We start from the raw sequence: 15241 nt of genomic DNA, 5'->3' as shown, positions 1-15241 counted from the left end.
CCATGTCGATCTTTTTGAACAAGGACTCCAAGGTCATCGTCCAGGGCATCACCGGCGGCGAGGGCACCAAGCACACCGCGCTGATGCTCAAGGCCGGAACCCAGGTGGTGGGCGGGGTCAACGCCCGCAAGGCCGGGACCACGGTTTCGCACGTGGACCCGGTCGGCAAGGACGTCGAACTGCCGGTGTTCGGCACGGTGTCCGAGGCGATGAAGGAGACCGGCGCCAACGTGTCGGTGGTGTTCGTGCCGCCGAAGTTCGCCAAGGATGCCATCATCGAGGCCATCGACGCCGAGATCCCGCTGCTGGTCGTCATCACCGAGGGAATTCCGGTGCAGGACAGCGCATATGCGTGGGCCTACAACGTGGACAAGGGTCAGAAGACCCGCATCATCGGACCCAACTGCCCGGGCATCATCACGCCCGGCGAGGCGCTGGCCGGCATCACCCCGGCCAACATCAGCGGTCCCGGGCCGGTCGGGCTGGTGTCCAAGTCCGGCACCCTGACCTACCAGATGATGTACGAGCTGCGCGATTTCGGGTTCTCCACCTCGATCGGCATCGGCGGTGACCCGATCATCGGCACCACCCACATCGACGCCATCGAGGCGTTCGAGAAGGACCCCGACACCAAGATCATCGTGATGATCGGCGAGATCGGCGGCGACGCCGAGGAGCGCGCGGCCGACTACATCAAGGCCAACGTGTCCAAGCCGGTCGTCGGCTATGTCGCGGGATTCACTGCGCCGGAAGGCAAGACGATGGGTCACGCCGGCGCCATCGTGTCCGGCTCGTCGGGCACCGCGGCCGCCAAGAAGGAGGCCCTGGAGGCCGCCGGCGTCAAGGTCGGCAAGACGCCGTCGGAGACGGCCGCGCTGGCCCGAGAGATCCTGCAGAGCCTGTAGCGGCCCGCGGTGGGGCCCCGGATTTTGCCGGGGCCCGGCCCGCGGTAGATAGTGGGTCTATGAATCTCGACCCGAACACCCCCGTCATCGTCGGGGTGGGGCAGTTCACCGAGCGCATCGAGGACTCCGGGTACCGCGGCATGTCGTCGGTGGAGCTGGCGACGGAAGCGGCGCGGGCGGCGCTGCACGACTGCGGGGCCGACGCCACCGCCGTCGCCGCGGCCGTCGACACCGTCGCCGCGATCCGGCAATTCGAGCTGTCCGGGCGCACGCCTGCACCCATGGGTAAGTCCAACAACTACCCGCGGTCGGTCGCGCGGCGCATCGGCGCCGCCCCGGCCCGCGCCGTCCTCGAACCCATCGGCGGCCAGGGCCCCCAGCATCTGGTCACCGAGTTCGCCGGCGTCATCGCCGCGGGGGACGCCGAGGTCGTGATGATCTTCGGCTCCGAAAACACTTCCAGCATCCGGTATTTCGCCGACCGGGAGAAGCCGGACCACTCCGAGACGGTCGAGGGTTCGCTCGAGGACCGGGGTTTCGGCTACGAAGGCCTGTTCGACGACCACACCGTCGCCCACGGCCTGATCGGCGCGCCGGCCCAGTACGGGCTGCTGGAGAACGCGCGCCGCGCCCGGCTGGGCTTGAGCGTGGCCGACTACCGGCGCCGGATGGGCGAGCTGTTCGCCCCGTTCACCAAGGTGGCGGCCAAGAACCCGTTCGCGTCCGCCCCGGTGGAACGCAGCGTCGACGAGCTCATCACGGTGACCCCGTCCAACCGGATGATCTGCGATCCCTACCCCCGGCTGCTGGTGGCCCGCGACCAGGTCAACCAGGGCGCGGCCGCGCTGTTGATGTCGGTGGCCGCCGCGCGGCGGTTCCGCGTGCCCGAGGAGCGCTGGGTGTTCCTGCACGGACACGCGGACATGGTGGACCAGCCGCTGCTGGACCGCCTCGACCTGACCTACAACTCGGCGTCGGTGCTGGCGGTCCAGGAGGCGCTGGTCGGGGCGGGCATCGGCATCGACGACGTCTCGACGTTCGATCTGTACAGCTGCTTCCCGGTGCCGGTGTTCAACTTCTGCGACGGCACGAGCCTGGCCACCGACGATCCGCGCGGCCTGACGCTCACCGGCGGCCTGCCGTACTTCGGCGGACCGGGCAACAACTACTCGCTGCACGGCATCGCCGAGACGGTCAGCGAAATGCGGGACCGGCCAGGCCAGTTCGGCTTGGTCGCCGCCAACGGCGGGATCATGAGCAAGTACTCCGTCGGGGTGTACTCGACCACGCCGGTGAACTGGAAACCCGACAACAGCGCCGCGCTGCGCGCCGAGGTCGCCGCCCGTCCCACGGTTCCGGTGACCGTCAGGGCGGACGGTCGCGCGACCATCGAGACCTACACCGTGCGCTACGACTGGCCGGTGCGCACCGGCATCATCATCGGCCGCCTCGACGACGACGGCAGCCGCTTTTTGGCCTTGACCGAGGATCCCGAGCTGGTCGGCCTGCTCAGCGACGGCGAGCCGCTCGGCGCGTCGATCGTGGTCACGGCGACCGAGAAGGACAACCGGGCCACGCTGGCCTGATTCCGCGGCGCGTGCCTGGCCTGGGCGTCACGTCCGTGGCCTGGGTCGTTGTCACACCAGGGCGGCGAGCTTGCCGGCCAGCCGCTCGACGTAGGCGGCGACCTCGTCCTCGGACTTGTCCGGCAGGCCGAACAGCACCTCGGTCACCCCGAGCTCGGCCCATCGGGCCAGCTTCTCGGCGTCCGGCTTGAAGTCGAGCGCCACGATCTGCGGGGCGCCGTCGCGGCCGGCGGCCGCCCAGGTGTCCTGCAGCAGCTTGACCGGTTCGTCGATGTCGAAATCGCGCGGCGTGGTGATCCAGCCGTCGGCGCTGCGCGCGATCCATTTGAAGTTCTTCTCGTTGCCGGCCGCGCCCACCAGCACCGGGATGTGCGGCTGCACCGGCTTGGGCCAGGCCCAGCTGGGCCCGAACTTGACGAACTCGCCGTCGTAGGCCGCTTCTTCCTGCGTCCACAGGGCGCGCATCGCTTCCAGGTATTCGCGCAGCATGGTGCGGCGCCGGCCCGCCGGCACGCCGTGGTCGGCGAGTTCGTCGGTGTTCCAACCGAATCCGACCCCGAGGCTGACCCGGCCGCCGGACAGATGGTCCAGGGTGGCAATGCTCTTGGCCAGCGTGATCGGGTCGTGTTCGACGGGCAGCGCCACGGCGGTGGACAGTCGCACCCGCGAGGTGACGGCACAGGCCGCGCCCAGACTGACCCACGGGTCCAGGGTGCGCATGTAGCGGTCGTCGGGCAGCGACGCGTCGCCGGTGGTCGGGTGCGCGGCCTCCCGCTTGATCGGGATATGCGTGTGTTCCGGCACGTAGAAGGTCGCAAACCCGTGGTCGTCGGCAAGCTTCGCGGCCGCAGCCGGAGAGATGCCACGGTCGCTGGTGAAAAGCACAAGCCCGTAATCCATGCAGTGAATTAGAACGTGTTCTACCTCTGCGGGGCAAGCTGTCGTGATACGGACCGTCTCGCCGCGCGGTCGTCTCCGAAGCCCGCGGGCAAGCCAATGGCGACGGCACCGGCCGTCGCACGTGCGCTAGCGTGGGTGATCGACCGTGTCGCTCGCGCAGTGACGCGCCTGCAAGCACCGCGTCGCATCGCAACCGTGGCGCCCGCTCGGCACTAAAAGGCAGTGGAAGCAACAGGAGGAGCCATGACCTACTCTCCCGGCAGCCCCGGATATCCACCGGCGCAGTCTGGCGGCACCTATGCAGGCGCCACACCATCTTTCGCCAAAGACGACGACGGCAAGAGCAAACTCCCGCTCTACCTCAACATCGCCGTGGTCGCCCTGGGTTTCGCGGCCTACCTGCTGAATTTCGGCCCCACCTTCACCATCGGCGCCGACCTCGGCCCGGGTATCGGCGGCCGCGCGGGTGACGCCGGCACCGCCGTCGTGGTGGCGCTGCTGGCCGCGCTGCTCGCCGGGCTGGGCCTGCTGCCCAAGGCCAAGAGTTATGTGGGCGTGGTCGCGGTCGTCGCGGTGCTCGCCGCGCTGCTGGCCATCACCGAGACGATCAACCTGCCCGCCGGTTTCGCGATCGGCTGGGCGATGTGGCCGCTGGTGGCGTGCGTGGTGCTGCAGGCGATCGCCGCGGTGGTCGTGGTCCTGCTGGACGCCGGGGTGATCACGGCGCCGGCGCCGCGGCCCAAGTACGACCCCTACGCGCAGTACGGCCAGTACGGGCAATACGGCCAGTACGGGCAACAGCCCTACTACGGTCAGCCGGGCGGTCAGCCCGGGGGCCAGCCGGGTGGTCAGCAGCACGGTCAGCAGCATTCGCCGCAGGGCTACGGGTCGCAGTACGGCGGTTACGGCCAGGGCGGCGCTCCGACCGGCGGTTTCGGCGCCCAGCCGTCGCCGCAGTCCGGCCCGCAACAGTCCGCGCAGCAGCAGGGCCCGTCCACACCGCCCACCGGCTTCCCCAGCTTCAGCCCGCCGCCCAACGTCGGCGGGGGATCGGACTCCGGTTCGGCGACCGCCAATTACTCCGAGCAGGCCGGTGGCCAGCAGTCCTACGGCCAGGAGCCTTCTTCACCGTCTGGGCCGACGCCCGCCTAACGTGCCCTGTCGCGCCTAGTCGGGAACGTGCCCCAGAGTGACACGGGTGGAGGACAACCGGGCAGCGGGCGCTCGCCAGGCGCGTGACCTCGTCAGGGTCGCGTTCGCCCCGGCGGTGGTGGCACTGGTCATCATCGCCGCGGTCACGCTGATCCAGTTGTTGATCGCCAACAGCGACATGACCGGCGCGTTGGGCGCCATCGCCAGCATGTGGCTGGGCGTGCACCAGGTGCCGGTGTCGATCGGCGGCCGCGAACTGGGTGTGCTGCCGCTGCTGCCGGTGTTGCTGATGGTGTGGGCCACGGCGCGCAACACCGCGCGGGCCACCTCGCCGCACTCGTCGTGGTTGGTCATTCGCTGGGTGGTTGCCTCGGCGCTGGGTGGCCCGTTGTTGATGACGGCGGTCGCGCTGGCCGTCATCCACGACGCGTCGTCGGTGATCACCGAGTTGCAGACGCCCAGCGCGCTGCGGGCATTTCTGAGCGTGCTCCTGGTGCATGCCATCGGCGCCGGGATCGGGGTGTGGTCGCAGGTGGGGCCGCGCGCGCTGGCGGCGTCGTCGCTGCCCTATTGGCTGGGTGATTCGTTGCGCGCCGCGACCGCCGGCGTCTTGGCGCTGCTCGGGCTGTCCGGCTTCGTGACCGCCGGGTCGCTGGTGGTGCATTGGGCGACCATGCAGGAGCTCTACGGGATCACCGATTCGATCTTCGGCGAGTTCAGCCTCACCGTGTTGTCAATGCTGTACGCCCCCAACGTCATTGTGGGCACCGCGGCGGTGGCCGTCGGGTCCAGCGCGCACATCGGTTTCGCGACGTTCAGTTCGTTCACCGTGTTCGGCGGGGACATCCCGGCCCTGCCGGTGCTCGCCGCCGTGCCCCGGCCGCCGCTGGGACCGGTGTGGGTTGCGCTGCTCATCATCGGGGCGTCGTCGGGCGTGGCGGTCGGGCAGCAGTGCGCGCGGCGCCCGCTGCCGCCCGTTGCCGCGATGGTCAAACTGCTGGCCGCCTCGGTGGCCGGGGCGTTGGTGATGTCGCTGCTCGCCTACGCCGGCAGCGGCCAGCTGGGCAACTTCGGGCACGTCGGCGTGGACCAGGGTGCGCTGCTGGTCGGGGTCTTCTTCTGGTTCGCGGTGGTCGGCGGGGCCACGGTGGTGATGAGCGGCGGGATCCGGCGCCCCACCCGACGGCTCAAGCCGCGCCCCGCGCCCGCGGCGCCGGTGGCCGAGGAGCACGATTCCGTCTTCGGCGAGGCGGTCGGGCCCGTTGGTGACGTTGCGGGCCTCGACGAGATTGCGGCGGAAGGTGTCGACGAGGTTGCGGCGGAGGGTGTCGACGAGGTTGCGGCGGAGGGTGTCGACGAATCCCCGGGCGTTGCGGGCGAGCGTGAGGGTGACGCGGGTGATCCCGGGGAGCGCGGGCCGGGCGACGCGGGCGATGCGGGCGAGCGCCGGCCCGGGGAATAGGAACTTTGCCCGCCTCTGAGCGACAACGACACGTCGGGGGATCGGACTTCGGTGATTGTCGCTCAGAGGCGGCACTTCCCATGTGCCCCGCCGGCGCGGCGCGCCGGCGCCCTGCCCGCGCGGGGCGCCGACGCTCGACCCGCACGGCGCGCCGGCGCCCGGGCACCGGATTGTCGGGCTCCTCAGCGTGCCGTGACGGCACGCATCGTCGCCCGCTGCGGCCCGATTGTCGGGCTCCTCAGCGTGCCGTGACGGCACGCATCGTCGCCTGACTAGGCTCGCCGATGTGGTCGAACCGCTGCATGTGCCCCCCAATGCGCCGGCGCGGGTGGTGGTGCTGGCTTCGGGTACCGGATCGCTGCTCAGCTCGCTGATCGACGCCGCCGTGGGCGACTACCCGGCCCGGGTGGTCGCGGTCGGCGCCGACCGCGACTGCCTGGCCACCCAGATCGCCGCGGCCGCCTCCCTGCCCTCCTTCACCGTCCGGCTCGGCGACCACCCCGACCGCGCCGCCTGGGACGCCGCGATCACCGAGGCCACCGCCGCCCACTCGCCCGACCTGGTGGTATCCGCAGGGTTTATGAAAATCCTTGGGCCGCAATTTCTTTCACGCTTCTACGGGCGGGTCATCAACACGCATCCGGCGCTGCTGCCGGCCTTCCCGGGCGCACATGGCGTGGCCGAAGCGTTGGCCTACGGCGTGAAAGTCACAGGCTGTACGGTGCACCTGGTGGACGCCGGGACGGACACCGGGCCGATTCTGGCTCAGCAATCCGTTCCGGTGCTCGACGGCGACGACGAACAGACGTTGCACGAACGCATCAAAGTCACCGAACGCAAGCTGCTGGTGGATGTGGTGGCTGCGATCGCGACCGGCGGCCTGACCCTGGTCGGGAGAAAAGCGACGATCGGATGAAAGGCGACCAACCGATGAGCACCGACGACTGGCGGGAAAACGCCAAAAGGCCGATCCGTCGCGCCTTGATCAGCGTGTACGACAAGACCGGTCTGGTCGAGCTCGCCCAGGGACTGACCGAGGCGGGCATCGAGATCGTCTCGACCGGTTCCACCGCGAAGGTCATTGCCGAGAAAGGCATTCCGGTGACCCGGGTCGAGGAGCTGACCGGTTTCCCCGAAGTGCTCGACGGCCGGGTCAAGACACTGCACCCGCGCGTGCACGCCGGACTGCTGGCGGATCTGCGCAAACCCGAACACGCCGCGGCGCTCGAGCAACTCGGCATCGCCGCCTTCGAGCTCGTCGTCGTCAACCTGTATCCGTTCACCGAAACCGTCGACTCCGGCGCCGGCATCGACGAATGCGTCGAACAGATCGACATCGGCGGCCCGTCGATGGTGCGGGCCGCCGCCAAGAACCACCCCAGCGTGGCGGTGGTCGTCGACCCACTCGGCTACGACGGGGTGCTCGCGGCGGTGCGCCACGGCGGATTCACCCTCGCCGAGCGTAAAAGGCTGGCGGCGTTGGCGTTTCAGCACACCGCCGACTACGACATCGCGGTGGCGACGTGGATGGAGTCGACGCTGGCCCCCGAACATCCGCCGACCACCTTCCCGAAGTGGCTGGGCCGCAGCTGGCGCCGCTCGGCGATGCTGCGCTACGGCGAGAACCCGCACCAGCAGGCGTCGCTGTACAGCGACCCGGGTGCCTGGCCGGGCCTGGCGCAAGCCGAGCAGCTGCACGGAAAAGAGATGTCCTACAACAACTTCACCGATGCGGACGCGGCCTGGCGGGCGGCCTTCGACCATGAACAAACGTGTGTGGCAATCATCAAGCACGCCAACCCATGTGGGATCGCGATCTCGTCGACATCGGTCGCCGACGCGCATCGCAAGGCCCACGAATGCGATCCGCTGAGCGCGTTCGGCGGCGTCATCGCCGCCAACACCGAAGTCAGCGTCGAGATGGCCGAATACGTCAGCACCATCTTCACCGAGGTGATCATCGCCCCCGCGTATCAGCCGGCCGCCCTGGACATCCTGACCCGCAAGAAGAACATCCGGGTGCTGGTGGCGTCCGAGCCGCTGACCGGCGGCACCGAACTGCGCCCGATCAGCGGCGGGCTGCTGGTGCAGCAGCGCGACGAACTCGACGCGCACGGCGACAACCCGGCCAATTGGACGCTGGCCACCGGGGCACCCGCCGACCCGGCCACGCTGGCGGACCTGGTGTTCGCGTGGCGGGTGTGCCGCGCCGTCAAATCGAATGCCATCGTGATCGCCGCCGGCGGCGCCACCATCGGCGTCGGCATGGGCCAGGTGAACCGGGTCGACGCCGCCCGGCTGGCCGTCGAACGAGGCGGGGACCGGGTGCGCGGCGCGGTCGCGGCCTCGGATGCGTTCTTCCCGTTCCCCGACGGGCTCGAGACGCTCACCGGCGCCGGGGTGAAGGCCGTCGTGCACCCCGGGGGATCGGTGCGCGACGACGAGGTGACCGCGGCCGCCGCCAACGCCGGCATCACGCTGTATCTCACCGGGGCGCGTCACTTCGCCCACTAGCGATTGGCCGCGATGCCGGTGATGGGGGTCACAAACGCGTCGATTCTCAGTACGATGCGTTCGGGGGAGGACCCGACGGCCCCTGCGAGTTTCCTCCTTTCCTTTCGGGCGGTCGCGGATCGACCTACCTTCCCTTTTCGATACACGGACGGCTGGTCCCGTCCATTTTCGAGAGGAATTGAAATGCGCGAGATTACGAAACGAACGGCTGCTTTCTCCGTTGCGCTTGCGGCCTTCGCGCTGATCGGTGGGGCGTGCAGCAAGTCGAACAACGCCGGGCAGACAACCAGCCCGGCGAGTTCGTCGGCGACCTCCTCGGCGACCTCGGGAACCTCGGGAACCTCGGCGAGCGCGGCACCGTCGGAAAGCACGGGCACCAGCGGCGCCCCGAGTTCGACGCAGATCAACGGCGCCAACGGCACCCCGTACACCGTCGAGGGGCCGATCCTGGCCAAGTACAACGCCCTCGACGACAAGGCGCGCAAGGACTTGGGCGCCCCGACGGGCAACGAGCAGAAGAACCCGGACGGCGGCGTCTACCAGCAATTCGACGGCGGCGTGATCGTTTCCAAGACACAGGCTTATGTGGTGTGGGGCAAGATCCGCGACAAGTGGAACCAGCTGGGCGGGTCGCAGGGCCAGTTGGGCTACCCGACCAGCGACGAGGTGGACACCCCCGACGGCGCGAAGAAGTCGACGTTCGAGCACGGCACCATCACCTGGAAGCCGGGTGACGCCGAGGCCACCGTCACCACCGGTTAGGTACGCCGCGAAGGCCGGGCGTCCCCACGATGCCCGGCCTTCGTGTCGGCACGCAGTGAACGCCCTTCGGATGACGCGTCTGGGCGCTCGTCGTAGCGTGGAGTGGTGACGTCACCGAGCAACCTGCCCCGCACCGTCGGCGAATTGCGTGCCGCCGGACATCGTGAACGGGGAGTCAAGCAGGAAATCCGCGAGAATCTGCTGGCCCGCCTCGCCGAAGGCGGCGACGGTGAGGCCATCTGGCCGGGCATCCTGGGATTCGACGACACCGTCCTGCCTCAGCTGGAGCGGGCGCTGATCGCCGGCCACGACTTCGTGCTGCTCGGTGAGCGCGGCCAGGGCAAGACCCGGCTGCTGCGCGCGCTGGTCGGCCTGCTCGACGAGTGGACGCCCGTGATCGCCGGGGCCGAACTGGGCGAGCACCCGTATTCGCCGATCACGCCGGAGTCCATCCGCAAGGCCGCCACGCTGGGTGACGACCTCCCGGTGGAGTGGAAGCACCGCAGCGAGCGCTACACCGAAAAACTGGCCACCCCGGACACCAGCGTCGCCGACCTGGTCGGCGACATCGACCCGATCAAGGTCGCCGAGGGCCGCAGCCTCGGGGACCCGGAGACCATCGCCTACGGGCTGATCCCGCGGGCACACCGCGGCATCGTCGCCGTCAACGAGCTCCCCGACCTCGCCGAGCGCATCCAGGTGTCGATGCTCAACGTGATGGAGGAACGCGACATCCAGGTCCGCGGCTACACGCTGCGGCTGCCGCTGGACGTGCTGGTGGTGGCCAGCGCCAACCCGGAGGACTACACCAACCGGGGCCGCATCATCACCCCGCTCAAGGACCGCTTCGGCGCCGAGATCCGCACCCACTACCCGCTCGAGTTGTCCGCGGAAGTCGGCGTGATCGCGCAGGAAGCGCACCTGTCCGCCCACGTCCCCGACTACCTGATGCAGATCATCGCGCGGTTCGCGCGTTACCTGCGCGAGTCCAACTCCGTTGACCAGCGGTCCGGAGTGTCGGCGCGGTTCGCGATCGCGGCCGCCGAAACCGTCGCGGCCGCGGCCCGGCACCGCGGCGCCGTGCTGGGCGAGACGGATCCGGTGGCCCGGGTCGTCGACCTGGGCACGGTGATCGACGTGCTGCGCGGCAAGCTGGAATTCGAGTCCGGCGAGGAAGGCCGCGAACAGGCAGTGCTCGAGCACTTGCTGCGCCGCGCGACCGCCGACACCGCGTCGCGGGTGCTGGGCGGCATCGACGTCGGGTCGCTGGTGGCCGCCGTCGAGGGCGGCTCGGCGGTGACGACGGGTGAGCGGGTGTCGGCCAAGGATGTGCTGGCGGCGATCCCCAGCCTGCCGGTGGTGGACAAGATCGCCGACAAGCTGCACGCCCGCTCGGAGGGCGAACGCGCCGCGGCGCTCGAACTTGCGCTGGAGGCACTGTATTTGGCCAAGCGAATCGACAAGGTGTCCGGGGAGGGCCAGACCGTCTATGGCTAACAGGGGCCACTCGTCGCGATACTCGGCGTACACCGGCGGACCCGATCCGCTGGCGCCGCCGGTGGATCTGCGGGAGGCGCTCGAACAGATCGGCCAGGACGTGATGGCCGGCACCTCGCCGCGGCGTGCCCTCTCCGAGCTGCTGCGGCGCGGCACCAAGAACATGCCCGGCGCCGACCGGCTGGCCGCCGAGGCCAACCGGCGGCGACGGGAATTGTTGCGCCGCAACAATTTAGACGGCACCCTGCAGGAGATCAAGAAGCTGCTGGACGAGGCCGTGCTGGCCGAACGCAAGGAGCTGGCCCGCGCGCTCGACGATGACGCCCGGTTCGGTGAACTGCAGCTCGATGCGCTGCCGGCGTCGCCGGCCAAGGCCGTGCAGGAGCTTTCCGAATACAACTGGCGCAGCAGCGAGGCGCGTGAAAAGTACGACCAGATCAAGGATCTACTCGGGCGCGAGATGCTCGACCAACGCTTCGCGGGCATGAAGCAGGCGCTGCAGGGCGCCACCGACGAGGACCGTCAGCGGGTCAGCGACATGCTGAACGACCTCAACGACCTGCTGGACAAGCACGCCAAAGGCCAAGACTCCCAGCAGGACTTCGACGACTTCATGGCCAAGCACGGCGAGTTCTTCCCGGAGAGCCCGCGCAATGTCGAGGAGCTGCTGGATTCGTTGGCCAAGCGCGCCGCCGCCGCGCAGCGGTTCCGCAACAGCCTGTCCGCCGAGCAGCGCGCCGAGCTGGATGCCTTGGCGCAGCAGGCTTTCGGCTCGCCCGACCTGATGCAGGCGCTGAACCGGCTCGACGCGCATCTGCAGGCGGCGCGGCCCGGGGAGGACTGGGGCGGGTCCGAGCAGTTCTCCGGCGACAACCCGTTCGGCATGGGCGAGGGCACCCAGGCGCTGGCCGACATCGCCGAGCTGGAGCAACTGGCCGAGCAGCTGTCGCAAAGCTATCCGGGCGCCACCATGGATGACGTCGATCTGGACGCGCTGGCACGCCAACTCGGCGACCAGGCGGCCGTCGACGCCCGCACGCTCGCCGAGCTGGAACGGGCGCTGGTCAATCAGGGCTTTTTGGACCGCGGGTCCGACGGCCAATGGCGGCTATCGCCGAAGGCCATGCGCCGCCTGGGTGAGACGGCATTACGCGATGTGGCACAACAGCTTTCCGGCCGCCGCGGTGAACGTGACCACCGGCGCGCGGGGGCGGCCGGCGAACTCACCGGCGCCACCCGGCCCTGGCAGTTCGGTGACACCGAGCCGTGGAACATCTCCCGCACCCTGACCAACGCCGTGCTGCGCCAAGCCGGGACGGCCACTCTGGACGGACCGGACGGGCGGTTGAAGATCACCGTCGACGACGTCGAGGTCTCCGAAACCGAGACGCGCACGCAGGCCGCGGTCGCGCTGCTGGTGGACACGTCGTTCTCGATGGTGATGGAGAACCGCTGGCTGCCGATGAAGCAGACGGCGCTGGCGCTCAACCATCTGGTGTGCACCCGGTTTCGTTCGGATGCCTTGCAGATCATTGCTTTTGGCCGCTACGCCCGGACGGTGACCGCCGCCGAGCTGACCGGGCTGGAGGGTGTGTACGAGCAGGGCACCAATCTGCATCACGCGCTGGCGCTGGCGGGCCGGCATCTGCGCCGCCACCCCAACGCGCAGCCCGTGGTGCTGGTGGTCACCGACGGTGAACCGACCGCGCACCTGGAGGACTTCGAGGGCGAGGGCACGACCGTGTTCTTCGACTACCCCCCGCACCCGCGGACCATCGCGCACACCGTGCGCGGCTTCGACGAGATGGCACGGCTGGGGGCGCAGATCACCATCTTCCGGCTGGGCAGCGACCCTGGCCTGGCTCGGTTCATCGACCAGGTGGCCCGGCGCGTCGAGGGGCGCGTGGTGGTGCCCGACCTCGACGGATTGGGAGCGGCCGTGGTGGGCGACTACCTGCGGTCCCGGCGGCGTCGATAGCGACACCGGTCGCGCGACTGAGTTTGACTGTGAAGGAGGAAAACCCGGGTGAGCAAGGTTCCGACGATCGAACTCAACGACGGTGCGCGCATCCCGCAGCTCGGCTTCGGCGTGTATCAGATCAAGCCCGACGAGACTGCCGCGGCGGTGCGGGCGGCTCTGGATATCGGATACCGCCACATCGACACCGCCGAAATGTACGGCAACGAACGGGAAGTCGCTCAGGGTATTCGCGACGCCGGGCTGGATCGATCCGAGGTTTTCGTCACCAGCAAGCTCAACAACGGATTTCACGAACCTGACGCCGCGCGCCGGGCATTCGACGCCACGCTGAAAGCCTTGGGCTCCGACTACGTCGACCTGTTTCTGATCCACTGGCCGCTGCCCACGCTGTACGGCGGCGACTTCGTTTCCACCTGGCGGGTTTTGGAGGAGTTCGCCCGCGACGGCCGCGCCCGCAGCATCGGTGTGTCGAATTTCCAAGTCCCACACCTGGAGCGGCTCGCCACCGAAACCGACACCGTGCCCGCCGTCAACCAGGTCGAGGTGCATCCCTACTTCACCAACGAGAAGGTCCGCGGCTACGCCCGCGAGCACGGCATCGCGATCGAGGCGTGGTCGCCCATCGCGCAGGGCGACGTGCTCGGCGACGCGGTCATCAACCGCATCGCCGACGGTCTCGGCCGCACCGCCGCGCCGGTGGTGCTGCGCTGGCACATCCAGCGCGGCGACATCGTCTTTCCCAAGACGGTCAACCCGGATCGGATGAAATCGAACTTCGAACTGTTCGACTTCGAGCTGGACGAGCGCGCGATGGAGGCGATCTCGGCGCTGGACCGCGGGGAATCCGGGCGACGCGGCCCCAATCCGGACACCTTCGACTACATACCACGCTGACGGCGCAGCATCAAAAAAGCTGCGCGACAGTCCTTTTCGATGCTGCCAAAAGATGCGCCCCTAGGGCCGTGGCCGGCGCGCCTTGCGCCTGATGCCCACCCCGCCCCACAGCGAGAAGCCACGGATGTGCACCGTCGGCGCGCCCGGAGTGCCCTGGCCGGGGACGTCGCGGTCGAAGTTTCCCATCACGCCGCGGCCGTGCACCTCGACGTTGACCTCCGGCGGCAGCAAAATGCTTTGCACGCCCATGATGGACATCGCGTGGATGTCGACCTCGGTCGAGGTGAAGTCGGCGTAGCGCAGATCGACCACACCGCTGCCCCACAGGGTGAAGGTGGTCAGCTTCTTCGGGACGTTCCACCGGCCGCGCCGCTCGAAGCCGCTCAACAAGGCCAGCAGCAGCGTCGAGGGCGCCGGATTCGGTTTGCCGCCGCGGCGCGGGCTGATCGGCGCGCCCGGCAGATCGGCCCGCAGCTGATCGAGTTCCTCGTACGTTTTGGCCGCATAAGCCCTGGTCAGGCGGTCCTCATAGTCGTTGAGCTGCAGCCGGCCCTGCTCGGCCGCATATGCCAGCAACTGTGCAATCTGTATGCGATCAGTATCGGCGGCGCGCGACGGCTCGTCGCGCGTATCCTCCGCATCCCGTTGCGTTGAGTTGCTCATCACCCACGAGCCTACGACGTCCAGCTTTTGCTGCAAGAGGATTGGCTAAACTGCAACCTTGCACCGGCCCACGACGCCGCGCGGCCCGTCCGGCCGCATCCCCTGTTTGACATCTGGCTAACTTATCGGCTGGCTAACTCGTCCAGTTGGGTGACCGCTTCTCCAGGAACGCCAGCATGCCTTCGCGGGCTTCGTCGGACACGAACAGCCGGGCGGATTCCTCAGCCAGCCGCTCGGCGTCCCGGTCGAAGCGCTCCAGCACCGCGGCGGTGGTCAGTGCCTTGGACGCCGCGAGGCCCTGCGGCGAACCGCGGCCCACGTCGGTGACGAGTTGGTCGATCGCGGCGTCTAGGTCCTCGGCGGCCATGGTGATCAACCCGATCTCCTCGGCCCGCCGGGCGTCGAACTTCTCGCCGGTCAGGTAGTAGCGCGCCGCCGCGCGCGCCGACAGCTTCGGCAGCAGCGTCAGCGAGATGATGGCCGGGGCGACGCCGATCCGCGCCTCGGTCAGCGCGAAGCTGCTGCGCGGGCCGGCGACCGCGATGTCGCAGGCGCCCACCAAGCCGAACCCGCCGGCCCGGACGTGGCCGTCGATCGCGGCGATCACCGGCAGTCGGGATTCGACGATGGCGCGCATCAGGGCGGCCATCTCCCGGCCCGCTCGACGGCCATGTCGTAGGCCGATGAGGGGGACCCGCCGGACCCGGCCTCGCTGAGATCCGCACCCGCGCAGAAGGTGCCGCCGGTATGGGCCAGCACCACCACGCGCACCGCCGGATCCGACGAGGCGTCGCGCAGCCCCTGATGCAACTGGCTGACCAGCGCGGTGGACAGCGCGTTGCGGTTGTGCGGTGAGTTCAGCGTCAGCCGCGCCACCGGACCGCCGGTGGCGGCGGGGCCGGCGTAGTCGACCAGGGCGTCCATC

Annotated in this window: 12 protein-coding genes and 1 pseudogene; 10 read left to right on the top strand and 3 right to left on the bottom strand. The window is 69.2% G+C overall.

Annotated features, from left to right (window positions below; genetic code table 11):
- Positions 1–2: 2 nt before the first annotated feature.
- Both sucD and NF20_RS17110 read left to right on the top strand, forming a co-directional pair.
- Positions 3–905, top strand: coding sequence for a succinate--CoA ligase subunit alpha (gene sucD / locus NF20_RS17115; RefSeq protein WP_003872831.1), 903 nt, complete (start codon positions 3–5; stop codon positions 903–905).
- 59 nt (positions 906–964) lie between these two features.
- Positions 965–2491, top strand: coding sequence for an acetyl-CoA acetyltransferase (locus tag NF20_RS17110; protein WP_033713189.1), 1527 nt, complete (start codon positions 965–967; stop codon positions 2489–2491).
- A gap of 51 nt (positions 2492–2542) precedes the next feature.
- On the opposite strand, the gene NF20_RS17105 is transcribed toward NF20_RS17110, so the two are convergent.
- Entirely contained in the window at positions 2543–3391 is an 849-nt protein-coding gene (locus tag NF20_RS17105) for an LLM class F420-dependent oxidoreductase (protein WP_019732630.1), read from the bottom strand.
- A gap of 243 nt (positions 3392–3634) precedes the next feature.
- Between NF20_RS17105 and NF20_RS17100 the strand changes: the two genes are divergently transcribed.
- The 8 genes from NF20_RS17100 to NF20_RS17065 all read left to right on the top strand — a co-directional run bounded on the left by NF20_RS17100 (position 3635) and on the right by NF20_RS17065 (position 13653).
- Positions 3635–4543, top strand: a complete 909-nt coding sequence (locus NF20_RS17100) for a DUF5336 domain-containing protein (protein ID WP_009975222.1) — start codon at positions 3635–3637, stop codon at positions 4541–4543.
- Positions 4544–4589: 46 nt separating this feature from the next.
- Positions 4590–6005, top strand: a complete 1416-nt coding sequence (locus NF20_RS17095; RefSeq protein WP_019732629.1) for a DUF6350 family protein — start codon at positions 4590–4592, stop codon at positions 6003–6005.
- A gap of 286 nt (positions 6006–6291) precedes the next feature.
- Positions 6292–6921, top strand: a complete 630-nt coding sequence (gene purN / locus NF20_RS17090; protein ID WP_003872825.1) for a phosphoribosylglycinamide formyltransferase — start codon at positions 6292–6294, stop codon at positions 6919–6921.
- A gap of 14 nt (positions 6922–6935) precedes the next feature.
- Positions 6936–8519 (top strand): bifunctional phosphoribosylaminoimidazolecarboxamide formyltransferase/IMP cyclohydrolase, encoded by a 1584-nt coding sequence (purH, locus tag NF20_RS17085; protein ID WP_024636987.1) that lies wholly within the window; start codon positions 6936–6938, stop codon positions 8517–8519.
- 183 nt (positions 8520–8702) lie between these two features.
- Entirely contained in the window at positions 8703–9281 is a 579-nt protein-coding gene (locus NF20_RS26535; protein ID WP_011723929.1) for an LGFP repeat-containing protein, read from the top strand.
- Positions 9282–9383: 102 nt separating this feature from the next.
- A complete protein-coding gene (locus NF20_RS17075; protein WP_003872822.1) occupies positions 9384–10778 on the top strand; it encodes an ATP-binding protein in 1395 nt (464 codons plus the stop codon).
- Positions 10771–12756, top strand: a complete 1986-nt coding sequence (locus NF20_RS17070) for a vWA domain-containing protein (RefSeq protein ID WP_019733868.1) — start codon at positions 10771–10773, stop codon at positions 12754–12756. The genes NF20_RS17075 and NF20_RS17070 overlap by 8 nt, the downstream gene beginning before the upstream one ends.
- Before the next feature lie 48 nt (positions 12757–12804).
- Entirely contained in the window at positions 12805–13653 is an 849-nt protein-coding gene (locus tag NF20_RS17065) for an aldo/keto reductase (protein ID WP_011723931.1), read from the top strand.
- 60 nt (positions 13654–13713) lie between these two features.
- Here NF20_RS17065 and NF20_RS17060 read toward each other — a convergent pair whose 3' ends face one another.
- Together NF20_RS17060 and NF20_RS17055 are read right to left on the bottom strand one after the other, a co-directional pair.
- The gene (locus NF20_RS17060) at positions 13714–14316 is read right to left on the bottom strand and encodes a DUF1707 SHOCT-like domain-containing protein (RefSeq protein WP_003877494.1); all 603 of its coding nucleotides are present in this window, start codon (positions 14314–14316) and stop codon (positions 13714–13716) included.
- Positions 14317–14449: 133 nt separating this feature from the next.
- Positions 14450–15240 (bottom strand): annotated as a pseudogene (locus NF20_RS17055) (enoyl-CoA hydratase family protein).
- Position 15241: the final 1 nt, after the last annotated feature.

The organism is Mycobacterium sp. MAC_080597_8934 (assembly GCF_000523975.1).
GTDB classification, from domain to species: Bacteria; Actinomycetota; Actinomycetes; order Mycobacteriales; family Mycobacteriaceae; genus Mycobacterium; species Mycobacterium avium.
This window is presented reverse-complemented; position numbering and strand designations above follow the sequence as displayed.